Below are 22,806 nucleotides of genomic sequence, written 5' to 3' on the forward strand. Positions count from 1 at the left end.
TCCGTATGCGCAAGCTCGTCCTCCTGGCCATCGTCGGCCTGCTCGCCCAGCTCGTCGACGGCTCGCTCGGCATGGCCTACGGCGTCACGACCACCACGCTCCTGCTGGCCATCGGCACCAACCCAGTCGCCGCGTCCGCCACGGTCCACCTCGCCGAGATCGGCACGACGCTCGTCTCGGGTGCCTCGCACTGGCGCTTCGGCAACGTCGACTGGCCGGTCGTGCTCAAGATCGGCGTGCCCGGGGCCTTCGGCGCCTTTGCGGGGGCGACCTTCCTCTCGAGCCTCGACACCTCGACGGCCAAGCCCGTCATGTCCGGCATCCTGCTCGCGCTGGGCCTCTACGTCCTGCTGCGCTTCACCTTCAAGGGGCTGCGCAAGGACCGCCTCGGCACCCGGTTGCGCAAGCGCTTCCTCGCCCCGCTGGGCCTCTTCGGCGGATTCGTCGATGCGACCGGCGGCGGCGGCTGGGGCCCGGTCGGCACGCCCGCGATCCTCGCGAGCGGACGCCTGGAGCCGCGCAAGGTCATCGGCTCGATCGACACCAGCGAGTTCCTCGTCTCCGTCGCCGCCAGCCTCGGGTTCCTCGCCGCGCTCGGCTCGCAGGGGATCAGGTTCTCGTGGGTCGCCATGCTCTTCATCGGTGGCGCCATCGCCGCGCCCATCGCCGCCTGGCTCGTGCGCACCATCCCGCCGCGCATCCTCGGCTCGCTCGTCGGCGGGATCATCGTCCTGACCAACGCCCGCACGATCATGGGCAAGGACGGCCTCGCCCTCGACGGTCCCACCACGTGGGTCGTCTACGGCCTCGTCTGGGCGGCCTGGATCGCCGCCGTCGCCTACAGCCTGCGCGCCCACCGCGCCGAGTCCGCCGCCGAGGCCACGCCTCAGGATGAGCGCGAGCTGGTGGGCGAGCCGGCCTGAGTCACACCAGCCCCACGTTTATCGGGTCACCCGATATTCACCGGGTTAGCAGGAGTTTGAAACTCATGCGAACCCGTGGTTTATCGGGTGACCCGATATTCATGGGGCGAAGGGGGTGCCTCGGCCAGACGTCAGCGACCGCCGACCCGCGCGCCTCGCAGGATCACGTGCTCCGGTGTGCCGCAGGCCCGCACGTCCTCGCGCGGGTCCTCGGCGAGGACGACGAGGTCGGCGTCCTCCCCTTCGGTGATGGCGGGGCGGCCGAGCCACTCGCGGGAGGCCCAGGTGCCGGCGGCGAGCGCCTCGGTCGTCGAGAAGCCGGCGCGCGTCAACAGCTCCATCTCCTGGGCGACGAGCCCGTGCGGCAACGAGCCGCCCGCGTCCGTGCCCACGTAGATGTCGATGCCCGCGTCCCGGGCCGCGGCGATCGTCTCGAAGCGCCGCTCGTGCAGCTGCAGCATGTGGCGGTGGTAGTCGGGGAACTTCTCCGCGGCGGGTGCCGCGATCTTGGGGAAGGTCTCGATGTTGACGAGCGTGGGCACGATGGCGATGCCCTGCTCGGCGAAGGCCGAGATCGTCTCGGGGACGAGGCCGGTCGCGTGCTCGATGCAGTCGGTCCCGGCGGCCGCGAAGTCGGCGAGCGACTCCTCGCCGAAGCAGTGCGCCGTGACCCGGGCCCCCTCCTCGTGCGCGGCGGCGATCGCCTCCACGAGCACCTCGCGTGGCCAGCAGGGGGCGAGGTCCCCGACGCCGCGCTCGATCCAGTCCCCGACGAGCTTGACCCAGCCGTCGCCGGCGCGGGCCTCAGCCCGCACCCGGGAGACGAGCTGCTCCGGCTCGACCTCGTGGGCGAAGTTGCGGATGTAGCGCCTGGTCCGCGCGATGTGGCGACCGGCGCGGATGATCTTGGGCAGGTCGTCGCGCTCGTCGATCCACCGGGTGTCGGCCGGGGACCCGGCATCGCGGATGAGCAGCGTGCCGGCGTCGCGGTCGGTCACCGCCTGGGCCTCGCTCGTCGCGTCGTCGACCGCCCCGTGGGCGTCGAGCCCCACGTGGCAGTGCGCATCGACGAACCCCGGCAGGACGTACCCGCTGACGGTCTCGACGTCACCGGACGTCGGTGCGGTGAAGGAGATCTTGCCGTCGATCACCCACAGCTCGGGGACGCTCTCGGTCGCCGAGATGAGGACCTCGCCCGTGACGCGCAGCACATCAGCCATGCCGCCGAGGCTATCCCCCGAGCGCGCGCGTCAGCGCAGTGCCTCGGCGATCGGCGTGGCCCCGTCGTGGAACTCGATGGTCCGGCGCACCGTGCCGCTGTCGGCGAGGGTCGCGGCCACCACCCGGGCGACGTTGGCGCGCGACACCGTGCCACCGCCCTCCCCGACGTCGATCGAGCCGCTCGCCGGCTCGAGGGTGAGACCGCTCGGGCCGAGGACGGTCCACTCGAGGTCGGTGCCGCGCAGGTGCTCGTCGGCGGCCGCCTTGGCCTCGGCGTAGGCGAAGAAGGGGTTGTCCGGGTCGACGGCGTAGGTGCGCTGCGGGTCCCCGCCGCCGGCCCCGGCGGACCAGACGACCGCGTCGTGGCCCTCGAGCACCTCTGCCAGCCCTGGGACGTCGAGCTGCTCGACGTCGGCGACCCGGGCGGTGGCGCCGGTCGCCTCGATCTCGGCGGCGTGGTCGGGGTTGCGGATCACGGAGGTGACCTCGTGACCCTGCTCGACGAGGATCGGGGCGAGCAGGAGGGCGACCTTGCCGTGGCCGCCGATGAGGACGATGCGGGACATGGGAGGACCTTTCGTCGGGTCCGGCCAGTCCATCACACCGGTGGGTCAGCGTCTGCTGAGCACCAGCGCCCGGAGGGACTCGATCGTCACCTCGGGCTGCTCGGAGTGCACCCAGTGCCCGGCGCCCTTGACCACCACGTGCCGCATCCGCGGGAAGAGCCGGCGCATCTCCGCCAGGTTGTCGTCGGTGACGTACTGCGAGCGCTCGCCGGAGAGCCACAGCACCGGCTGGTCGAAGGGGGGCAGCCCGGCGATCTCGTCGGCCGGCCACCCGCCGATGGTCGCGATGTCCCGCCCGATGACCTCGAGGTTGGGCTGCCACCGCCAGCCGCTGCCCTCGCGGCGCAGGTTCTGCAGGAGGAAGGCGCGCACGCCGGGGTCCGGTGCGGCCGGTGCGAGCGCCTTGTCGGCGTCCGCACGGGTCGCGATGGCGTCGAGGTCCATGGCCTGCATGCCGGCGATGTAGGTCTCGAACTCGGTGAAGCTGCTCGTCGCCGCGGGCGAGATGTCGACGACGGCGAGGCGGTCGACGAGCTCGGGCTCGAGGAGGGCGAGCAGCATCGCGATCTTGCCGCCCATGGAGTGGCCGACGACGATCCACGGCTCGTCCGCGTCGATGGAGCGCAGGGTCTCCCCCACCATCCGGGCGGCACCGGTGTAGGTGAACTCATCGGTCCACGGCGAGCGGCCGTGGTCGGGCATGTCGAGGAGCGTCGGCCGGCTGATGTCGGACAGGCCCTTGGCGACCTGGGTCCAGTTGCGCCCCTGCCCGAAGAGCCCGTGGCAGAAGGCGACCCGAGGACCGGACTCGCCCGACGTGGTCGCGTGCAGCTCCGGGAGGCGCATCGTGGTCACTGGCCGCCGAGGAACTTCTCGAAGCCCTTGGGCAGCTGGTTGGGGTCGAGGTTCGCCGGGTCGACGGGGTCCTGACCGCCCTGCCCGCCGAAGGCGGAGCCGGCCGGACGGCTGGCAGAGCGCTCGGCCGCCTCGCGCTCCTGCTGGGCGCGCTTGGCGGGGTTGCCCGACTTGCCCTTCTTCTTGACCTGCTTGGCCTGCTTCTTGCGGGCGCCGCCACCGCCACCGGGCAGGCCGGGCATCCCCGGCATGCCGCCGCCGCGGGCGAGCTGCTTCATCATCTTCTGCGCCTGGGTGAAGCGCTCGAGCAGCTGGTTGACCTCGGAGACGGTGACGCCGGAGCCCTTGGCGATGCGCGAGCGGCGCGAGCCGTTGATCTGCTTGGGGTGCGTCCGCTCGAAGGGGGTCATCGAGCGGACCATGGCCTCGACCCGGTCGAACTCGCGCTCGTCGAGCGCGTCGAGCTGGGCGGACATCTGGCCCATGCCCGGCATCATCTTGAGCATCGACTTCAGCGAGCCCATGCGCTTGATGGCCGACATCTGCTCGAGGAAGTCGTTGAAGGTGAAGTCCTCCTCGGCGAGGAACTTGCGCTGCATCTCCTCGGCCTGGCCCTGGTCGAAGGCGCGCTCGGCCTGCTCGATGAGGGTGAGGACGTCACCCATGTCGAGGATGCGGCTGGCCATGCGGTCGGGGTGGAAGACCTCGATGTCGCGGGTCTGCTCGCCGGTCGAGGCGAACATGATCGGTCGGCCGGTCGTGCCGGCCACCGACAGGGCGGCGCCACCGCGGGCGTCACCGTCGAGCTTGGACAGGACGACACCGGTGAAGTCGACGCCCTCGGCGAAGGCGCGGGCGGTCTCGACCGCGGCCTGGCCGATCATCGCGTCGATGACGAAGAGGACCTCGTCGGGCTGGACCGCGGCGCGGATGTCCGCGGCCTGCTGCATCAGCTCGGCGTCGACGGCGAGACGGCCGGCGGTGTCGACGATGACGACGTCGTGCTGCTGGCTCTGGGCGTGGGCGATGCCCGCGCGGCTGACGACGACCGGGTCACCGAAGGAGCGGGTGCCCTCCCCCGACTCGAGGACTGCGTCGTGGCCGCCGGTGTTGCCGCGCTCCGGGGCGAAGACCGGGACCCCGGCGCGCTGGCCGGTGACCTCGAGCTGGGTGACGGCATTGGGTCGCTGCAGGTCGGCCGCGACGAGGATCGGGGTGTGCCCCTGCTCCTTGAGCCAGGCGCCGAGCTTGCCCGCGAAGGTCGTCTTGCCGGAGCCCTGGAGGCCGGCGAGCATGATGACCGTCGGCGGGCGCTTGGCGAACTGGATCGTGCGGGTGTTGCCGCCGAGGATCGTCACGAGCTCCTCGTTGACGATCTTGATGACCTGCTGGGCCGGGTTGAGCGCCCCGCTCACCTCCGCGCCGGTCGCGCGCTCGCGCACCGCGGAGGTGAACTCCTTGACGACGGGCAGGGCCACGTCGGCGTCGATGAGCGCCATCCGGATGTCCCGGACGGTCTTGTTGACGTCGGACTCGGACAGGCGCCCCTTGCCGCGGAGGTTCTTGAACGTCGCGGTCAGGCGGTCGGACAGGCTGGTGAACACCCGGCCTAGGGTACTTGCCCGCGTCCCCTCCCTTCGTCCTCGCCCGGCGAAGGGAGGATCACGCGCCGTCGCAGGCGTCGATCACCGTCGCGAGGAGGCGGGCCACGGCCGCCGGGCCGAGCGCCCGTCCGTCGCGGCCGGTCACGTAGAAGGTGTCCAGGGTCTGGCCGGCGAAGGTGGAGATGTGCGCCGACCGCACGGCCACGTCCTGGCCTGCGAGCGCGACGCCGATGTCGTGGAGCAGCCCGGGGCGGTCCTGCGAACGCACCTCGATGACGGTGGCCCCGCCGCCGACGCCCGGGAGCACGAAGGCCCGCGTCCCGCCGGCGGCGGTCGCGCCGCCGGCCGCCCGGCGGCGTGCGAGCGAGCCGAGCGCGGCACGGTCGCCGGCGCCGAGCCGGAGCAGTCCCGCGGTGACGCGCAGGGGTTCGGGGGGGTCGCCGCCCGGCGACTCGACGAACCACTCGTCCACGGCGATGCCGTCGACGGTCGCCAGCCGGGCCCGTCGCACCGTCATGCCGTGGGCGGCGAGGAGGCCCGCGGTGTCGGCGAAGAGGCCCACCCGGTCCTGTGCGTGCACGGTGACGGTCCATCCCCCGGGCCCCGGCTCGACCCGCACGTGCGGTCGCCCGGCGACGACGTCCCCGAGGGCAGCGTCATCGACCTGCGGCGCGGGCGCGAGGGGCGGGACGGGCGGCGCGTTGCCGGTGAGCAGGGCCCGCACCTGGCCGGTGAGGGTGTCGAGCAGGCTGGCGCGCCAGTCGGTCCACGCCTTGGGGCCGGCGGCGCGGGCGTCGGCGATGGTGAGGGCCCGCAGCAGCTCGAAGGTCGACGCGTCCTGCCCGACGAGCTCGCACACGCTCGCCGCGGTGGCCGGCTCGGCGAGGTCCCGGCGCGTCGCGGTCTCGACGAGGGTGAGGTGCTCGCGCACGAGCAGCACGACGACCTCCCGGTCGGGGTCGGGCAGGCCCCACCGCGCGAGCACGCGCTCGGCGATCCCGGCGCCGGTGCGCGAGTGGTCCCTCGCGCCGGCGACCTTGCCGATGTCGTGCAGGAGGGCGGCCAGGAGCAGCAGGTCGGGCCGGGCGACGTCGCGGGTGAGCGCGGCCGCCTGCGCCACGGTCTCGAGCAGGTGCCGGTCGACGGTGTGCCGGTGCACCGGGTTGCGCTGGGGCCGGGAGCGCACGGCGGTCCACTCGGGCAGCCACCGCTCGACCACGCCGGCCTGGTCGAGCCCCTCCCAGACCGTCTCGAGGCCCGGTCCGGAGGCGAGCAGGTCGGTGAGCAGGTCCAGCGCGTGCCGGTCCCACGGGCTCGGCAGGTCGGGGCAGGTGGCGAGGTTGGTGAGGGTCTGCGGCGCCAGGGGCAGCCGGTTGCGGGCGGCGGCGACGGCGGCGCGCAGCGGCAGTGTGGGGTCGCTGGCGACCAGGCGGGTCGAGCCGAGGACGGCCTCGCCGTCGTGGGCGAAGAGCCCGTGCCCGAGCGGTGACATCGCGGGACGTCGTGGTCCGACCCGCAGGGTGCGGGCCCGCTGGCTCTGGCCGGCCCGCCGCATCGTCGACCCGAGGGCCCACGCGATGGTGCGGGCCGAGGTCGAGACGAGGGTGAGCAGCTCGTCGGCGTCCGGCAGGCCGAGCAGCGCGGCGACGGCGTCGTGCTCCTCGCGCAGCAGCCGGTCGCGACCCCGGCCGCTCACGACGTGCAGGGCGTCGCGCACGTCGAGCAGCCGCCCGAGCGCCGGGTCGACCGCGCCGTGGGGGCGGTCGGTGAGCCAGGCCCGGGTCAGGGCGTGGAGCACGGTGACGTCGCGGATCCCGCCGAGGGCCTCCTTGAGGTCGGGTTCGATCTGCTGGCCGAGGTCCCCGTGGCGATGGTGCCGGGCCCGCACCGACTCGAGGAACTGCGGCAGCCGGGTGCGGGCACCGGCCCGCCAGTCGTGGGCGACGGTGGAGCGCACGCCCGCGACGAGGTCCTCGTCGCCGGCGAGGTGCGTGATGTCGAGGAGGCCGACGGCGGCCGAGAGGTCGTCGCGGGCGACGGCGCGGCACTGGGCGGCCGAGCGGACGGAGTGGTCGAGGGCCAGGCCGGAGTCCCAGATCGGGTACCAGAGCCGCTCCGCCGCGCCGGCGAGGTCCCCGGCGGCGACGCTGCGCCCGTCGTGCACGAGCACGAGGTCGAGGTCGCTCAGGGGACCCGACCACCCACGGCCGAGGGACCCGACGGCAGCCAGGGCGATCCCCTCGCGGTCGCCGACGGCGGCCGCGTGGAGCTCGGCGAGCCACGTGCGGGTGGCGGCGGTGATGGCCGCACGCCGGACCGCGCCGGCCCCGGGAGCGGTGAACTCCCGGGTGCCGGCGAGGTCGAGGCGCACGGCGCGCATGTCGGGCACGGGGCGGGTCATGGGGTGACGAGGCTCAGATGGCCTCGACGCCCTTCTCCCCGGTGCGCACGCGCACGACGTCCTCGACCGGGGTCACCCAGACCTTGCCGTCACCGATGCGACCGGTGCGGGCGGCGGCGACGACGACGGAGACGACCGACTGGACGTCGACGTCCTCGACGAGGACCTCGAGGCGGATCTTCGGCACGAAGTCGACGGTGTACTCCGCACCGCGGAAGACCTCGCTGTGCCCACGCTGGCGGCCGTAGCCGCTCGCCTCGCTCACCGTCATCCCGGTGATGCCGAAGGCCTCGAGCGACTCCTTCACGTCGTCGATCTGGTGGGGCTTGATGATGGCGGTGACGAGCTTCATGCTCGGGCTCCTTCGGTGGTCTCCTCGTGGTGACGGGCATCGTGCTGGGCGCCGCTGGAGGTGACGCCCAGGCGACCTCCCCGGGCGACGAGGTCGTAGGCGGACTCGGCGTGCTCGGCGGCGTCGATGCCGGCGACCTCGTCCTCCTCGTCGACGCGCCAGCCCATCGTGAGCTTGAGCGCCATGGCGATGACCCAGGTCAGGACAGCCGAGACGACGAGGCTGACGAGGGCGACGACGACCTGGAGGACGGTCTGCTGCACGCCGCCCCCGTAGAAGAGGCCGGAGCCGGTGGCGAGCAGGCCGGCACCGACGGTGCCCCACAGGCCGGCGACGAGGTGGACACCCACGACGTCGAGCGAGTCGTCGTAGCCGAAGCGGTACTTCAGCCCGACGGCGAGGGCGGCGAGCCCGCCGGCGACGGCGCCGAGGACGAGCGAGCCGACGGGCGAGAGGGCGCCGCACGCGGGGGTGATGGCGACGAGTCCGGCGACGACCCCGGAGGCGGCACCGATGGAGGTGGCGTGCCCGTCGCGGATCTTCTCCACGAGCAACCAGCCGAGGATGGCGGCCGCGGTCGCGGCGGTGGTGTTGACCCAGACGAGGCTGGCGACGCCGTCGGCCGCGAGCTCGGAGCCGGCGTTGAAGCCGAACCAGCCGAACCACAGCAGGCCGGCGCCGATCATGACGAGCGGCACGTTGTGCGGGCGCATCGCGGTCCGGCCGAAGCCGAGCCGCTTGCCGACGACGAGGGCCAGGACGAGACCGGCGGTGCCGGCGTTGATGTGGACGACCGTGCCGCCGGCGAAGTCGATGGGAGCGACCGCGGCGGCGCCGTCGGCCACCCCGAAGATCCAGGAGGAGAGGCTGTGCTCGGCCGCGGAGAGCAGCCCGCCGCCCCACACCATGTGGGCGATCGGGAAGTAGACGACCGTGAGCCACACGGGCACGAAGACCATCCACGTCGAGAACTTCACGCGGTCGGCGACGGCGCCGCTGATGAGCGCGACGGTGATGATCGCGAAGGTCAGCTGGAAGCCGGCGAAGAGGACCTCGGGGATCCACACGTCGGCACCGAAGACGTCGATGACGGGCATCCCGTCGGCGCCGACCGTGCCGGTCACGCCCTCGAGGGTGCTCGCGACGCCGCGGAGCCCGAACTTCTCGAAGGGGTCGGCCAGGACGCCGCCGATGTCGGAGCCGCCGAAGGACATCGAGTAGCCCCACAGGACGTAGACGACGCCTGCGGCGCCCATGGCGCCGAAGCTCATCATCATCATGTTGAGCACGGACTTGGCGCGGGTCATGCCGCCGTAGAAGAGGGCGAGGCCGGGGGTCATCAGCAGCACGAGGGCTGCGCAGATGATCATGAAGGCCGTCGCGGACGAGTCGATGGCAGGGGGGTCGGCCGCGAGCGGCACGAGTGCTGTGGTCATGGGCGACAGCGTCGTGCCCCGATGTTTCAACAGGCGCGGACGAGCGTTTCGATCATGTTGCGACCGGCTCACGGTCGTGACGGTCATGTAAACACCGCCCCGGTCGTCTTCGGCGGAGGGAGGCGCCGGGTACCGGTCTAGGGTGAGGCCCATGCGTCCGGTCCTCGTCTTCGATGGTGACTGCGGGATGTGCACGACGTCGGCCGCCTTCGCCGAGCGCCACGTGCGCCGCTCCCCCGCGGACTTCGACATCGCCGCCAGCCAGCACCTCGACCTCGCGGCCCTCGGGCTGACCCGGCAGCAGTGCGTGGAGGCCCTGCAGTGGGTCGACGCCGAGGGACGTGTCGTCTCCGGCCACGCGGCCGTCGCCGCGCTGCTGCGCGCGGGACGCTGGTGGGGCCGGCCGCTCGGGCACCTCGTCGACGCTCCCGGGCTGCGCCGCCTGTCGGCCCGGGCCTACCGGTGGGTCGCGGCACACCGACACATGTTCCCCGGGGGCACGCCGGCGTGCGCCCTCCCGTCACCCGAGCAGGGGCACCCATGACGACACCACCTCCCGGCCCCGGACGGCCCGGTGGCTACCCGTACGGCACTCCCGGTCAGGGCCCGACCGGCTACGGGCCCCCCGGCTACGGGCCGCCCGGCTACGGACCGCCCGGCTACGGACCGCCGAAGAAGGGCGGGGTCCCCCTCTGGGCGTGGATCGTGGGTGGCATCGCCCTCCTCCTCGTCTTCTGCCTGTGCGGCGGCATCGGCCTGTACACGCTGTCCGACCGCGACGTGACCTCGACGGCGCAGACCGTGACCGAGACGCCGACGACCGAGCCGCCCACGACGGAGCCGCCGACGACCGAGCCGCCCACGACGGACCCGTCGAGCACGACCACGCCCACCGTGCCGTCGACGACGGACCCGTCGAGCACGGCCACGACGGGTCCGACGAGCGCCCCGACGCAGTCGATCCCGCCCACACCGGCCGGCTCGACCGCCAACACCGACACGAGCCGGACGCTCTCGGCGGACGACCTCGAGGGGCAGATCGCCCGGGGCATGAGCCAGTACGGGCACACCCGGTCCGAGATCTCCTGCTCGTCCCCGCTCGTGCTCGTCGCGGGCCGCACGACCTCCTGCACCGCGCCCGTCCCCGGCAGCAGCACCCGCCGCTCGACCGTCACCGTCGAGACCGCGTGGGCGGTCAGCACGAGCACGCAGCTGCGCTACTACCTGACCTTCAACCAGACGCTGGGCTGAGCGCGGCACGACGCAGGCCCCGACCGTGACGGTCGGGGCCTGCGTCGTGCGCGGGAGGGGTCAGCCGACGATCGCGTCGACGAAGGCCTCCGGCACGAAGGGCGCCAGGTCGTCCGGTCCCTCACCGAGCCCGACGAGCTTGACCGGCACCCCGAGGGTGCGCTGCACGGCGACGACGATGCCGCCCTTGGCGGTGCCGTCGAGCTTGGTGAGCACGACGCCGGTGACGTCGACGGCCTCGGAGAAGACCTTGGCCTGGGCCAGGCCGTTCTGGCCGGTGGTCGCGTCGAGGACGAGCAGGACCTCGTCGATCGGGGTCTGCTTCTCGATGACGCGCTTGACCTTGGCCAGCTCGTCCATGAGGCCGACCTTGTTGTGCAGCCGACCGGCGGTGTCGATGATCACGACGTCCACCTCGGTGTCGGCCGCGGCCTTGACGGCGTCGAAGGCGACCGCCGCGGGGTCGGCGCCCTCCCGGTCGCTGCGCACGGTGGGGACCCCGACGCGGGCACCCCAGGTCTCGAGCTGGTCGGCGGCGGCCGCGCGGAAGGTGTCCGCCGCCCCGAGGATCACGTCCCGGTCGTTGGCGACCAGCACGCGGGCGAGCTTGCCGACGGTCGTCGTCTTGCCCGTGCCGTTGACGCCGACGACGAGGATGCACGCGGGGCGGCCGTCGACGCGTGAGGCCGCGAGACCCCGGTCCATGCTCGGGTCGACGAGCGCGAGGAGGTCCTGGTAGAGCCAGTCCTTGGCGATCTCGGGGTCGGTCGTCCCGTCGACGGAGACGTGCTCGCGCAGCGAGTCGACGAGCTCGGTGGTCGGCTCCAGACCGAGGTCCGCCGCCAGCAGCGTGTCCTCGACCTCCTCCCAGTCCTCCTCGCTGAGCCGGCCCTGCGACAGCAGCGCGAGCAGGCCCTTGCCGATGGCACCGTTGGAGCGGGCCAGTCGCGAGCGCAGCGCCCGCATCCGGTCGCGGGTCGGCGCCGGGGTCTCGATCTCGGGCTCGACCGCGGCGGCCTCCGGCTCCGGGACCGTGACCTCCGGCTCCAGCGTCGGCTCGGGGGTCGCGGCCGGCGGGGCCGTGCGGGCCCGCTCGACGTCGGCGTCGGGGCGCAGGGGGGTGAAGTCCTCCTCCGCGGCCGGCTCGGCGGCGGCCGGCTCGTCCGCAGCCGGCTCGGGGGCGGGTGCCTCGGCGGGCTCGTCGACGGGCGCCTCGTCCCCCTTCGGGGGGGGTGCCTGCGCCTTGGCGTGCTCGCTCGGGCGGTCGAGGACGATCGACCCGCTGCGGTGGTCCGCGCTGCCCTTCGGCCGCTCCGGCGGACGCTGCTCCGGCGGCAGCTCCTTGGTCCTGCCGCCGCCACCGCGCAGGAAGGCGGCGATCAGCCCGCCGAGGACGACCAGCAGGCCGACGGCGACGGCGATGTACTCGGTCAGTGTGTCGATACCCATCACGGGGACATCTTCGCAGCCTCGGCCGGTCGCGCAGAACCCGTCAGGAGCGAAGGGAGGGCACCGGCACCGTCTCCTCCGGACGGGCCGCGAGGGCGCGTGCCCAGACGAGCAGCCCGGCGACGTCGATCCCGTGCGGGGCGATGGCGACGTAGCGCTCGATGGCGTCAGCGCCTCGCGTCGTGACGGTGGTGGCGCCGCGCCGGTTGCCGCGGCGCTGGTGCGTCAGGCCGACGGCGAGCTGGGCCAGGCCCTGCCAGAGGGCGCGCTCCGGCTCGGGCGCGGACTTCCACTGCTCCTCGAGGACCTCGTGGGCGTGGAAGGGCATGCCCCGGTCGAGCCACTCCTGGGCCTCGGCGAGCGCCTCGTCGGGCGTGCGCTCGCGCGCCTCGACCCGCTCGGCGCCGGGGCTGCCGTACGGGAGCGGTCGCCCCAGCCCGTCTCGGGGACGGGCCTGCTCGGCCCGTCCCTCGGCGTTGCGGTCGCGGGGCCCGGTCAGAAGAGCGTCACCCGCTGCTCGGGCGCGAGCCACATGCCGTCGCCCTCACGGGTGCCGTAGGCCTCGTGGAAGGCGTCGATGTTGCGCACGGCGTTGCCCCGCACGTCCTGCGGGCTGTGCGGGTCCACGGCGAGCAGGCGCACGGCCTCCTCGGTGCGGGCGTCGCCGCACCACACGCGGGCCCAGTTGTTGAAGAAGCGTTGGTCGCCGGTCAGTCCGTCCTCGCCCACCTGCTGCGCGACCTCGTCACCGACCGCGATGCGGTAGGCCGCGTGCCCGATGGCCAGCCCGCCGATGTCGCCGATGTTCTCGCCGACGGTCAGGGCGCCGTTGACGGTGTGGCCCGGCGCGTGGCGGGTCGTGTACGCGTCGAACTGCGCGATGAGCGCCTCGCGACGCTCGTCGAAGGCCTCGCGGTCGGACGCGGTCCACCAGTCACGCAGGTTGCCCTGCCCGTCGAAGGTCGAGCCGGCGTCGTCGAAGCCGTGCCCGATCTCGTGGCCGATGACCGCACCGATGCCGCCGTAGTTGTCGGCGTCCTCGCCCTCGGCGTCGAAGAAGGGCGGCTGGAGGATCGCCGCGGGGAAGACGATCTCGTTGAGGCCGGGGTTGTAGTACGCGTTGACCGTCTGGGGCGTGAGGAACCACTCGTCCCGGTCGACCGGACCGCCGAGCTTGGCGAGCTGGCGGTCGACCTCGAAGGCCGCGACGCGTCGCACGTTGCCCACCAGATCGTCCTCGCGGATCTCGAGCGCGGAGTAGTCGCGCCACCGCTGCGGGTGACCGACCTTGGGGGTGAAGGCGTCGAGCTTGGCGCGGGCCTCCCCCTTCGTCCCCTCGCCCATCCACGTCGACGCATCGAAGGAGCGACGGAAGGCCTCGACGAGGTGGTCGACGAGCTCGGCCATCCGCTCGCGGGCGGCCGGCGGGAAGTGGCGGGCGACGTAGAGCTCGCCGACGGCCTCGCCGAGGGAGGCGTCGACGAGCGAGACCCCGCGCTTCCAGCGGGCGCGCTGCTCCGGGATGCCGGAGAGGGTCCGGCCGACGAAGTCGAACTCCGCCTCGACGATCCGCGCGTCGAGGTAGGCGGCGTGGGACTGGACGATGCGTACCCGCAGCCAGTCCTGCCAGGTGGCCAGGTCGACGCCGTCGAGGGCCTCAGTGAGTCCGCGGAGGAAGTCGGGCTGGCGCACGACGACCTCGTCGAAGGGTGCGCCTGCCCCCAGCCCGCGCGCCCACGCGGCCCAGTCGACGGCGGGCGCGAGCTCGGTGAGGCCGGCCGCGTCGACGAGCGTGTAGGTCTTCACCGGGTCGCGGTTGGCGACGCGGTCCCAGTGGCTCTCGGCGAGCCGGGTCTCGAGGTCGACGACCCGCTCGGCGGTCCGCGTCGCGGTCTCGTCGTCGAGACCGGTCGCGAGGGTGAGGAGCCGCGCGACGTGGTCACGGTAGGCCGCGAGGATCGGCGCGTGCTGCTCCTCGCGGTAGTAGGACTCGTCGGGCAGGCCCAGGCCGCCCTGCTCGAGGTAGACGACGTAGCGCGAGGAGTCCTTGTCGTCGGTGTTGACGAAGGGGAGGACGAACCCGCTCACGCCCTCGCGCCCGAGGCGCCCGGTGAGGGCGACGAGGTCCGGGATGCTCGTGGCGGTGTCGACGCTCTCGAGCAGGTCGCGGATCGGCTCGACCCCGAGCTCGTCGGCGCGCGCCTCGTCGAGGAAGGAGCGGTAGAGCGCACCGACCTTGCCCGCGACGTCGTCGGCGGCCAGCTCGCCGGACTCGACGCCGGCGCTCACCTCCTCGATGAGCACGCGGACGTCCTCCTCGGCCTGCTCGCGCAGCACGTCGAAGACCCCGTACCGACCGCGGTCGGACGGGATCTGCACGGCCTGCAGCCAGTGGTTGTTGACGTGCCCGAAGAGGTCGTCCTGCGGACGCACCCGTGGGTCCACCGGACCGCGGAAGGCCGAGACGTCCTCGGGTGCGGTGCTCATGAGGCCTTGCGCTTGTTGGGCGCGGCGCTGGAGATGAGGCTGGAGGCGCTGCTCGCGGCACCGTCGGCGCTCTCGCGGACCTTGACCACGACCCGCTCCCCGCGAGCCGTGAGGATCTCGCGGCCCTCGCGTCGGGCGGGCAGGGCGACGATCGCCATCACGGCGAGGGACAGGGCGAGGCAGATCAGCAGGCCCACGATCATGGCGGTCATGGGGCCCATCGTCTCCCGGGCGGCGCGGCGTCTCAACCCGACCCGCCGCACGGACCGGGGCGAAGAGGGTCAGGCCGGCTGCTGCTCGCCCACGGGGGCCACGTCGCGCAGGCGCTGGCTCACGACAGTGGTGATCCCGTCGCCGCGCATCGAGACGCCGTAGAGGGCGTCGGCGACCTCCATCGTCTTCTTCTGGTGGGTGATGACGATCAGCTGGCTGGAGTCGCGCAGCTCCTCGAAGAGCATGATCAGGCGCCCGAGGTTGGTGTCGTCGAGGGCGGCCTCGACCTCGTCCATGATGTAGAAGGGCGAGGGCCGGGCCTTGAAGATCGACACGAGCAGGGCGACGGCGACGAGGGAGCGCTCACCACCGGAGAGCAGCGACAGGCGCTTGACCTTCTTGCCCGGCGGGCGGGCCTCGACCTCGATGCCCGTCGTGAGCATGTTGGCCGGGTCCGTGAGGAGCAGCCTCCCCTCGCCCCCGGGGAAGAGGCGGGAGAAGACGCCCTCGAACTGCTCGGCGGTGTCGGCGAAGGCCTCGGAGAAGACCTGCTCCACCCGCTCGTCGATCTCCGCGACGATGTCCAGGAGGTCCTTCCTGGACTGGCGCAGGTCCTCCAGCTGGGTCGAGAGGAAGGTGTGCCGCTCCTCGAGCGCCGCGAACTCCTCGAGCGCCAGCGGGTTGACCTTGCCCAGGGCCTTCAGGCCGCGCTCGGCGGTGCGCAGGCGCTTCTCCTGGACCTCGCGGACGTAGGGCTGCGGGTCGGGGAAGTCCTCTGACTCCGGGTCCTCGTCGGGTCCCGCGACGTGCGGGACCAGGCGGTGCGGGCCGAACTCCTCCATGAGCACGTCGGGGTCGACGCCGAGCTCCTCGATCGCCTTGGCCTGCAGCTGCTCGATCCGCGCGATCTGCTGGGCCCGCGCGACCTCGTCGCGGTGGACCTCGTCGGTCAGCTCGCGCAGCGCGTCCTGCTGCTCGGCCAGCTCTGTCCGCAGCACCCGCAGGGCCTCGTCGCGCTCGGTGCGGGCGGACTCCCCCGCGTCGCGCTGCTCGGCCGCGACCCGGGCGGCGGCCGCGATGCGCTCGCCGGACCAGCGCGCGGCGGTCTCGACGGCGGCGGCGACCTCGGCCTCCCGGCGGCGACGCTCCCTTCGCGCCCGCAGGCGCTCACGGGCGGCGATCTCGTTGCGGGCGGCGCCCTCGAGCGACTCGGCCCGGCCGTGGAGCGAGCGGGCGCGCTCCTCCTTGGTGCGAAGGGCGAGACGCACCTCGGTCTCGGCGGTCCGAGCCGCGCGGGCCTCGAGCTCGAGACGCTCACGGTCGTCGGTGACCTCCTCGGCGTCGTCCTCGGCGGGCGCGGCGGACGCGTCCTCGAGGCGCTGCTCGAGCTCGGCGAGCTCGGTGCGGTCGGCCTCCAGGGCCGTGGTGACCTCGGCGATCTTCGTGCGGGTGCGCTCGGCCTCGGCCCGAGCGGTACGGGTCGTCGTGCCGAGCCCACCGAGCTGCTCGGCGACCGCGGCCATGCGCGCGTCGGACTCGTGGAGGGCCTCCATCGCCGCGTCGCGCCCCTCGACTCGTTCGGCGAGCACGGCCCGCGCGGTGGTGAGGGCGAAGGTCGCCTCCTCGCTGCGGCGGGTGGCGTCCTCGAGCGTCGCGCGCGTCTCGTCGACGGCGGCCTGCAGCTCGAGCAGGCTCGGCGCGGCGCTCGACCCCCCGCGCACGAACCCCGGCCCGTAGACGTCCCCGTCGCTGGTGACCGCGGTGAGGTGGCCCAGCTCATCGACGAGCGCGAGGGCACTCGGGGTGTCGGGCACGAGGGCGACACGCTCGAGCACCTGCTCGACGGCGGGGCGGACCCCGTCGGGGGCCTCGACGACGTCGAGCGCCCAGACGGCGTGGTCCGGCAGGGCCGGCCAGCCGGCCCGGTCGGAGGGGCGGGCGGTCGCACCGACGACGAGCGTCGCGCGACCCGCGTCGTCGGTGCGCAGGCGCTCGACCGCGCGGGCGGCGGCGTCGACGCTGCCGACCGCGAGCGCGTTGCCGGCCTGGTCGAGGGCCGCGGCGACGGCCGCCTCGTGGCCCCCGGTCACGGTGACGAGCTCGGCGACCGAGCCGATGATCTCGTGGTCGGCGTCCGCGGCCTCGCGCAGCGACTCCACGCCGTCCTTGCGACGCAGACTCATCTCGAGGGCCTCGAGACGGGCACGGGCGGAGTCGCGCTCGCGCTCGGCGGCCCGGCCGGCCTCGACGATGCGCTCGACCTCCTGGGCGGCCGCGTCGTGGGCGTCGGCGGCGCGCTCGTAGACCTCGTCCAGGCCCTCCTCGCTCCCTTCCTCGTCCGCGATCGTGCCCTCGAGGCGGGTGAACTCGCGCTCGGCCTCGTCGGCCCGGGCCAGGGCGGTCGCGACGACCTCCTCGAGGCGCCCGACCTCTGCCTCGCGGGCCTCGACGCGGGAGCGCCGGGCGCCCACCTGGCCGGCGAGCCGGGCGAGGCCCTCGCGGCGGTCGGCCGCCCGCTGGGCGAGGGTGGCGATCCGCCGCTGCTCCGCGGCGTGGGCCTGCTCGGCGGCCTCGCGCGCGGCGACGGCCGCGGCGAGCTGCTCGGTGATCGCGGCGACCTCGGCGCGCAGCGCCTCCTCGTCGCCGCGGGCCTGGGCGGCCTGGGCGCGCAGGGCCTCGGGGTCGCGCCCGCTCGTCGTCTCCTCCTGCTCGTCCTGCCCGAGCAGGCGCACCCGCTCGGCGGCCAGGGAGGCGGTGGCGGAGAGTCGGTCGGTGAGCGAGGCGAGGCGCACGGCGCGCTGCTGCGCGGCAGCGAGCTCGGCGGCGGCGGAGGCACCGGCCTCCTCGTGCTCGGTGATCCGGGCGCGGGCGGCGAGCACGGCCTGCTCGAGGCCCTTGCGGCGCTCGAGCATCGCCTGCTCGTCGGCGACCTCCTGCTGCAGGGCCGAGGTCATCCGCACGAGGTCGTCGGCGAGCAAGCGGTGCCGGGCGTCCCGGGCGTCGGCCTGGATGACGGCCGCCTTGCGGGCGGTCTCGGCCTGGCGCCCGAGCGGCCCGAGCTGGCGGCGGATCTCGGTCGTCAGGTCGGCGACCCGGGAGAGGTTGGCCTCCATCCCCTCGAGCTTGCGGATCGCCTTTTCCTTGCGCTTGCGGTGCTTGAGGACCCCGGCGGCCTCCTCGATGAACCCCCGGCGTTCCTCCGGCGTCGCGCGCAGCACCGCGTCGAGCTGGCCCTGGCCGACGATGACGTGCATCTCACGACCGATGCCCGAGTCGGAGAGCAGCTCCTGGACGTCGAGCAGTCGGCACGACGTGCCGTTGATCGCGTACTCCGAGCCGCCGTTGCGGAACATCGTCCGGCTGATCGTCACCTCGGTGTAGTCGATCGGCAGCGCACCGTCGGTGTTGTCGATCGTCATCGTCACCTCGGCGCGACCCAGCGCCGCCCGGCCGGTCGTCCCGGCGAAGATGACGTCCTCCATCTTGCCGCCGCGCAGCGACTTCGCCCCCTGCTCCCCCATCACCCAGGCGAGCGCGTCCACGACATTGGACTTGCCGGACCCGTTCGGCCCGACGATGCACGTGATCCCCGGCTCGAGCCGCAGGTGCGTCGCCGAGGCGAACGACTTGAAGCCCTTGAGGGTGAGGCTCTTGACGTACACGAGCGAGGCGCTCCTCGGGCCGACGGGTGGATTCGGGCCACTCTACTTCGCCGGCTCCCCGCGGGGTCGGCTCCGGCTCGGACCGGCGCCGGTGCTCACGCGCGGGTCATGACTCAGGCGGTGAGGACGATCGGGTCCCCGTCGGTGATGGCGACGGTGTGCTCGCTGTGCGCGCCGCGGGAACCGTCCGCGCTGCGGAGGGTCCAGCCGTCGGGGTCGGTGTAGATCTCGTCGGTCGTGGCGAGGAACCACGGCTCGATGGCGATCGTCAGGCCGGGACGAAGGGGGATGCCGCGTCCCGGGCGGCCGTCGTTGCTCACGTGCGGGTCACCGTGCATCTCGCGGCCGACGCCGTGGCCGCCGAACTGCGTGTTGATCGAGTAGCCCTCGGCCCGAGCGACGGCCGCGATGGCGGCGCTGATGTCACCGATCTTGTGGCCGGGCCGGGCGACCTCGATGGCTGCGGCGAGCGCGCGCTCGGTGGTGTCGATGAGGCGCAGGTCCTCCGGGTCGGGCGTCCCGACGACGAAGGAGCGGGCCGCGTCGCACACCCAGTTGTCCACGGAGACGGCGAAGTCGACGGACAGCAGGTCGCCGTCGCGCAGCCGGTAGTCGTGGGGCAGGCCGTGGAGGACCGCGTCGTTGACCGACGTGCACAGCACCTTGCCGAAGGGGGACGCGCCGAAGGAGGGGTGGTAGTCGATGTAGCAGGAGGTGCCGCCGGCGGCGCGGATCATCTCGTGCGCGACCGCGTCGAGCTCGAGCAGGTTGGTGCCGACCTCGGCGACCTCGGTGAGCCGCTGGAGCACGTCGCGCACCAGGCGACCGGCCGGGCGCATCGCCTCGACCTCGTCAGGGGTCTTCAGCTCGATCATCGGGGCTCCTGCCCGCTCGTCGCCTGCTGGCTGGCGATCTGCTCGTGGTGGTGGATGACCTCGGCGATGACGAAGTTGAGGAACTTCTCCGCGAAGACCGGGTCGAGCCCGGCGTCGTCCGCGAGGTCACGCAGGCGGGCGATCTGGCGCTCCTCGCGCGCCGGGTCGGCCGGCGGCAGGGCCAGCTCGGCCTTGAGGACGCCGACCCGCTGCGTCGCCTTGAACCTCTCGGCCAGCAGGTGGACCAGCGCCGCGTCGATGTTGTCGATGGACTGGCGCAGCCGCAGCAGCTCGGGGGGTGTCTCGCTCACCCGGTCAAGGCTAGGTCACGCGGCGTGGTGGCCCCGAGGCGATCTCACTTCTCGACGAAGCCGGCGATGTCCCCCTTCGCCGCTCCCTCCTGCCGCACGACGGAGGTGACGGCGCCGGGCCGGCGGGCGGTCGAGGGCTCCTCGCGCAGCAGCGCGTCCAACGCGTCGAGGGACGAAGGGGGCCCCTCCGCCACCACCTCGACCCGCCCGTCGTCGGTGTTGCGGGCGTGACCGACCAGCCCCAGCTCGAGCGCCCGGGCGCGGGTCCACCAGCGGAAGCCCACTCCCTGCACCCGTCCCCGGACGAACCACGTCGCACGCGCCACACCACTCATGGGCGCGAAACCTACCCGTCCACGGTGCGCCTCCCCCACCGGAGGCCCCGGAGTGCCTAGCGTCGACCCCGTGGGTCAGCCAACTGCCACCGACGCGCCACGCGCTTCGGCACCCGCCGCGCTCCTCCCCGCCGCACCGACGGCCCCGGGACGGTCCCGGCGTGGCCACCTGGCGGGCCTGGACGGCCTCCGGGCGCTGGCGATCATCTCCGTGCTCGTCTTCCACCTCGACCCCGCGTGGCTGCCCGGCGGCTTCCTCGGCGTCGACATCTTCTTCGTCATCTCGGGCTTCCTCATCACGACGCTCCTCGTGCGCGAGCGCCGCAGCACGGGCGGGGTCGACCTGCGCGGGTTCTGGACCCGCCGGGCCCGACGCCTGCTCCCCGCCCTGCTCGTCGTCGTGCCGGCCGCGATCCTCATCGCCCGCACGGTCGAGGCCGACCTGCTCGTCGGCATCCGCCGCCAGGCCCTCGGCGCGCTGACCTTCTCGACCAACTGGCTCGAGATCGCGAGCGGCAGCAACTACTTCGCCGCGACCTCACCGCAGCTGTTCATGAACTTCTGGAGCCTCGCGGTCGAGGAGCAGTTCTACCTCTTCTGGCCGCTCGTCATGCTCGGCCTGATGTGGGTGCACCGACGCTTCGCCGTCACCGAGGGCGCCGTGGCCACCCTCCTGCTCGGTATCGGCCTGGTCTCCGCGCTGCTCATGGCCGTGACCTTCGACCCCGCGGCACCGACCGTCGCGTACTACGGCACGCACACCCACCTCTTCGGGCTCATGCTCGGGGCGGCGCTCGCGATCGTCTGGACCGGCCCCCTGCGCGCCTACACGACGACGTCCCTGTGGCGGGCCCGTCGCGGCTGGCTCGTGGGCGCGTCGTTCGCGACGATCGCGCTGCTCCTCGCCGTGGCCGGGGAGGACCACGCGTGGACCTTCCGCCTGGGCATCCCCCTCGTCTCGGTGGCCAGTGCCATCCTGCTGCTCGCCGCCGTCGAGCGACCGGGCCGACTGCGGACCGTGCTCGAGCTGCCGCCGCTGACGTGGATCGGTCAGCGGTCGTACGGCATCTACCTGTGGCACTGGCCGGTCATCCTCATCGTCGCCCAGGACATCCCGACCAACGCCGGCACCTCGGAGTTCGTCTGGACCCGCGTGTGGGCGGTCGTCGTGACGCTCGCGATCGCGGACCTGTCCTTCCGCTTCGTCGAGACGCCGGTGCGCCGCCTCGGCTTCCGCGGCACCGCCCGTCGCATCGGGCGGGCCTTCTCCCTCCGTTCCGCCCGCAGCCGCAAGGTCGTCCTCGGCGTCGCGGTCGTGGCCGCGATGGTCTTCGGGATCGTCCTGGTGACCGCGCCGGAGACCACGACGACGCAGCAGACGATCGAGCGCAACCAAGCCCGGGCCTCCGCACCGCGCCAGACCGCGCCGGTCAAGACCTTCAGCGGGACCAAGAGCTTCACGATGCCGAAGGGGGACGAGATCGACGTCTTCGGCGACTCGATGGTCGTCGGCTCGGTCCCGGCGCTGGAGTACTACTTCCCCGGCATCCAGATCGACGCCAGGTCCAACCGCCGCTGGACCGACGGCCTGAGGGCCGTGGACGCCGCCGGCAGCTCGCTGCGGCGCGCGGTCGTCCTCGCCTTCGGCACCAACGCCGGCACCGACACGGCCACCCTGGAGCGGATCCTCGACCGGGTCGGCGAGGACCGCATGGTCGTCATCGTCAACCTGCACGCCGACCGGCTCTCGCGCATCGACGACGACAACGCCGCCCTGAAGGAGGTCGCCGACGCCCACCCCAACGTCGCCCTCGCCGACTGGGACGCCGCGGTCGTCGCGCAGGACCTGCAGGCCGACGGCATCCACCCCTCGCTCGGCGGCGCGCACACCTACGCGGCGACCATCCGCCAGGCCTTCGCCGACCTGTCCGAGAAGCACACCGGCAAGGCCGTGCGGCTCAAGGAGCTCCCCCGCCCCTGAGCGGCCTCAGAGCCCGCGGGGCCGGACCTGGCAGCGCGGGCAGCTCGTCGAGCTGCGGTTCATGAACTGCTCCCGCCGCATGGTGCTCCCGCAGCGCGGGCACGGCCGGCCTTCCTGGCCGTAGGCGGCGAGGGAGCGGTCGAAGTACCCCGAGGCACCGTTCACGTTGACGTAGAGCGCGTCGAAGCTCGTCCCGCCCTGGCCCAGCGCCTCGGCCATCACGTCGCGGGCGTGGTCGAGCAGCCGGCCGATCGTCGGCTTGGTGAGCGCGGAGGCAAGGCGCTCCCCGTGGACCTGCGCGCGCCACAGGGCCTCGTCGGCGTAGATGTTGCCGATCCCCGAGACGACGGTCTGGTTGAGCAGGACCCGCTTGATCCCGCTGCGGCGTGCCTTGATGTCGCGCACGACGGCGTCCCGGTCGTAGCCGGGGTCGAAAGGGTCGCGCGCGATGTGCGCGACGCTCGTCGGCACCCCGTCGACGAGGTCGGCGAGCGCGAAGCCGCCGAAGGTCCGCTGGTCGACGAAGCGCAGCTCGCGACCGCCGTCGGTGAAGGAGACCCGCGCGTGGGTGTGCCTGGCCTCCGCGTCCGCCGGGTCGGTGACGAGGAGCTGCCCGCTCATCCCGAGGTGGACGATCAGGGCCTCGTCGGCCACCGCGTCCGGCGCGTCCGCCAGGGACAGCCACAGGTACTTGCCGCGGCGGTGCGCCCCGGTGACCGTGCGTCCCGCGAGCCGGTCCGACAGGTCCTGCGGCCCGGGGGCGTGACGACGCGCGACCCGGTGGCCGTGCAGGACGACGGTCGAGATGGTCCGGCCCGTCACGTGGTCGGCGAGGCCTCGTCGCACGACCTCGACCTCGGGCAGCTCAGGCACGTCGGGTCACG

Annotated in this window: 20 protein-coding genes; 4 read left to right on the forward strand and 16 right to left on the reverse strand. The window is 73.4% G+C overall.

The window, feature by feature from the left end; genetic code table 11:
- Positions 1-5 precede the first annotated feature (5 nt).
- Positions 6-923, forward strand: coding sequence for a sulfite exporter TauE/SafE family protein (locus JT1_RS08580; RefSeq protein ID WP_068325160.1), 918 nt, complete (start codon positions 6-8; stop codon positions 921-923).
- Positions 924-1,054: 131 nt separating this feature from the next.
- Here JT1_RS08580 and JT1_RS08585 read toward each other — a convergent pair whose 3' ends face one another.
- Genes JT1_RS08585 through JT1_RS08615 form a run of 7 tightly spaced genes read right to left on the reverse strand, consistent with a single transcriptional unit; the run spans position 1,055 to position 9,358 of the window.
- The gene (locus tag JT1_RS08585; protein WP_068325161.1) at positions 1,055-2,143 is read right to left on the reverse strand and encodes an amidohydrolase family protein; all 1,089 of its coding nucleotides are present in this window, start codon (positions 2,141-2,143) and stop codon (positions 1,055-1,057) included.
- Positions 2,144-2,173: 30 nt separating this feature from the next.
- Complete coding sequence (locus JT1_RS08590; protein WP_068325162.1) at positions 2,174-2,710, reverse strand: NAD(P)H-binding protein; 537 nt, start codon at positions 2,708-2,710, stop codon at positions 2,174-2,176.
- Between the two features lie 45 nt (positions 2,711-2,755).
- A complete protein-coding gene (locus JT1_RS08595; RefSeq protein ID WP_068325508.1) occupies positions 2,756-3,556 on the reverse strand; it encodes an alpha/beta fold hydrolase in 801 nt (266 codons plus the stop codon).
- Between the two features lie 5 nt (positions 3,557-3,561).
- Complete coding sequence (ffh, locus tag JT1_RS08600; protein WP_068325163.1) at positions 3,562-5,169, reverse strand: signal recognition particle protein; 1,608 nt, start codon at positions 5,167-5,169, stop codon at positions 3,562-3,564.
- Positions 5,170-5,227: 58 nt separating this feature from the next.
- A complete protein-coding gene (locus JT1_RS08605) occupies positions 5,228-7,570 on the reverse strand; it encodes a [protein-PII] uridylyltransferase (RefSeq protein WP_068325164.1) in 2,343 nt (780 codons plus the stop codon).
- Between the two features lie 13 nt (positions 7,571-7,583).
- Positions 7,584-7,922 carry a P-II family nitrogen regulator gene (locus JT1_RS08610; protein ID WP_068325165.1) on the reverse strand — a complete coding sequence of 113 codons (339 nt, stop codon included), beginning with the start codon at positions 7,920-7,922 and terminating at the stop codon, positions 7,584-7,586.
- Positions 7,919-9,358, reverse strand: a complete 1,440-nt coding sequence (locus JT1_RS08615; protein WP_068325166.1) for an ammonium transporter — start codon at positions 9,356-9,358, stop codon at positions 7,919-7,921. The genes JT1_RS08610 and JT1_RS08615 overlap by 4 nt, the downstream gene beginning before the upstream one ends.
- A gap of 151 nt (positions 9,359-9,509) precedes the next feature.
- Here JT1_RS08615 and JT1_RS08620 point away from each other — a divergent pair, with 151 nt between their 5' ends.
- Positions 9,510-9,902, forward strand: a complete 393-nt coding sequence (locus JT1_RS08620) for a thiol-disulfide oxidoreductase DCC family protein (protein ID WP_068325167.1) — start codon at positions 9,510-9,512, stop codon at positions 9,900-9,902.
- Entirely contained in the window at positions 9,899-10,609 is a 711-nt protein-coding gene (locus JT1_RS08625) for a DUF4333 domain-containing protein (protein WP_082807550.1), read from the forward strand. The genes JT1_RS08620 and JT1_RS08625 overlap by 4 nt, the downstream gene beginning before the upstream one ends.
- A 60-nt stretch (positions 10,610-10,669) precedes the next feature.
- Here JT1_RS08625 and ftsY read toward each other — a convergent pair whose 3' ends face one another.
- The 8 genes from ftsY to JT1_RS08665 all read right to left on the reverse strand — a co-directional run bounded on the left by ftsY (position 10,670) and on the right by JT1_RS08665 (position 19,941).
- Positions 10,670-12,058 carry a signal recognition particle-docking protein FtsY gene (gene ftsY, locus JT1_RS08630; protein WP_068325169.1) on the reverse strand — a complete coding sequence of 463 codons (1,389 nt, stop codon included), beginning with the start codon at positions 12,056-12,058 and terminating at the stop codon, positions 10,670-10,672.
- A gap of 43 nt (positions 12,059-12,101) precedes the next feature.
- Positions 12,102-12,590, reverse strand: coding sequence for a DUF309 domain-containing protein (locus JT1_RS08635; RefSeq protein ID WP_082807551.1), 489 nt, complete (start codon positions 12,588-12,590; stop codon positions 12,102-12,104).
- The gene (locus JT1_RS08640) at positions 12,554-14,545 is read right to left on the reverse strand and encodes a M13 family metallopeptidase (RefSeq protein WP_068325170.1); all 1,992 of its coding nucleotides are present in this window, start codon (positions 14,543-14,545) and stop codon (positions 12,554-12,556) included. Before JT1_RS08640 ends, JT1_RS08635 begins: the two co-directional genes overlap by 37 nt.
- A complete protein-coding gene (locus tag JT1_RS08645) occupies positions 14,542-14,757 on the reverse strand; it encodes a hypothetical protein (protein WP_169701867.1) in 216 nt (71 codons plus the stop codon). Before JT1_RS08645 ends, JT1_RS08640 begins: the two co-directional genes overlap by 4 nt.
- A gap of 69 nt (positions 14,758-14,826) precedes the next feature.
- A complete protein-coding gene (gene smc, locus JT1_RS08650; RefSeq protein ID WP_068325171.1) occupies positions 14,827-18,420 on the reverse strand; it encodes a chromosome segregation protein SMC in 3,594 nt (1,197 codons plus the stop codon).
- A gap of 113 nt (positions 18,421-18,533) precedes the next feature.
- Positions 18,534-19,295, reverse strand: coding sequence for a type I methionyl aminopeptidase (gene map / locus JT1_RS08655; RefSeq protein ID WP_068325172.1), 762 nt, complete (start codon positions 19,293-19,295; stop codon positions 18,534-18,536).
- Complete coding sequence (locus JT1_RS08660) at positions 19,292-19,606, reverse strand: chorismate mutase (RefSeq protein WP_068325173.1); 315 nt, start codon at positions 19,604-19,606, stop codon at positions 19,292-19,294. The genes map and JT1_RS08660 overlap by 4 nt, the downstream gene beginning before the upstream one ends.
- 44 nt (positions 19,607-19,650) lie before the next feature.
- Complete coding sequence (locus tag JT1_RS08665) at positions 19,651-19,941, reverse strand: acylphosphatase (RefSeq protein WP_068325174.1); 291 nt, start codon at positions 19,939-19,941, stop codon at positions 19,651-19,653.
- A 70-nt stretch (positions 19,942-20,011) separates the two neighbouring features.
- Between JT1_RS08665 and JT1_RS08670 the strand changes: the two genes are divergently transcribed.
- Positions 20,012-21,922: an acyltransferase family protein gene (locus JT1_RS08670; RefSeq protein WP_068325175.1), complete on the forward strand. Its 1,911-nt coding sequence runs from the start codon at positions 20,012-20,014 to the stop codon at positions 21,920-21,922.
- 6 nt (positions 21,923-21,928) lie between these two features.
- On the opposite strand, the gene mutM is transcribed toward JT1_RS08670, so the two are convergent.
- Positions 21,929-22,795: a bifunctional DNA-formamidopyrimidine glycosylase/DNA-(apurinic or apyrimidinic site) lyase gene (gene mutM, locus JT1_RS08675; RefSeq protein ID WP_068325176.1), complete on the reverse strand. Its 867-nt coding sequence runs from the start codon at positions 22,793-22,795 to the stop codon at positions 21,929-21,931.
- Positions 22,796-22,806 lie beyond the last annotated feature (11 nt).

The sequence above is a fragment of the Janibacter terrae NBRC 107853 genome (assembly GCF_001591405.1).
GTDB lineage: Bacteria > Actinomycetota > Actinomycetes > Actinomycetales > Dermatophilaceae > Janibacter > Janibacter terrae.

Excerpts from the sequence above, each read along its gene's own strand:
- JT1_RS08580 (WP_068325160.1), top strand. The coding sequence starts at position 6 with ATGCGCAAGCTCGTCCTCCTGGCCATCGTCGGCCTGCTCGCCCAGCTC.
- JT1_RS08585 (WP_068325161.1), bottom strand. The coding sequence starts at position 2,143 with ATGGCTGATGTGCTGCGCGTCACGGGCGAGGTCCTCATCTCGGCGACC.
- JT1_RS08590 (WP_068325162.1), bottom strand. The coding sequence starts at position 2,710 with ATGTCCCGCATCGTCCTCATCGGCGGCCACGGCAAGGTCGCCCTCCTG.
- JT1_RS08595 (WP_068325508.1), bottom strand. The coding sequence starts at position 3,556 with ATGCGCCTCCCGGAGCTGCACGCGACCACGTCGGGCGAGTCCGGTCCT.
- JT1_RS08605 (WP_068325164.1), bottom strand. The coding sequence starts at position 7,570 with ATGACCCGCCCCGTGCCCGACATGCGCGCCGTGCGCCTCGACCTCGCC.
- JT1_RS08610 (WP_068325165.1), bottom strand. The coding sequence starts at position 7,922 with ATGAAGCTCGTCACCGCCATCATCAAGCCCCACCAGATCGACGACGTG.
- JT1_RS08615 (WP_068325166.1), bottom strand. The coding sequence starts at position 9,358 with ATGACCACAGCACTCGTGCCGCTCGCGGCCGACCCCCCTGCCATCGAC.
- JT1_RS08620 (WP_068325167.1), top strand. The coding sequence starts at position 9,510 with ATGCGTCCGGTCCTCGTCTTCGATGGTGACTGCGGGATGTGCACGACG.
- JT1_RS08625 (WP_082807550.1), top strand. The coding sequence starts at position 9,899 with ATGACGACACCACCTCCCGGCCCCGGACGGCCCGGTGGCTACCCGTAC.
- ftsY (WP_068325169.1), bottom strand. The coding sequence starts at position 12,058 with ATGGGTATCGACACACTGACCGAGTACATCGCCGTCGCCGTCGGCCTG.
- JT1_RS08640 (WP_068325170.1), bottom strand. The coding sequence starts at position 14,545 with ATGAGCACCGCACCCGAGGACGTCTCGGCCTTCCGCGGTCCGGTGGAC.
- JT1_RS08645 (WP_169701867.1), bottom strand. The coding sequence starts at position 14,757 with ATGACCGCCATGATCGTGGGCCTGCTGATCTGCCTCGCCCTGTCCCTC.
- map (WP_068325172.1), bottom strand. The coding sequence starts at position 19,295 with ATGATCGAGCTGAAGACCCCTGACGAGGTCGAGGCGATGCGCCCGGCC.
- JT1_RS08665 (WP_068325174.1), bottom strand. The coding sequence starts at position 19,941 with ATGAGTGGTGTGGCGCGTGCGACGTGGTTCGTCCGGGGACGGGTGCAG.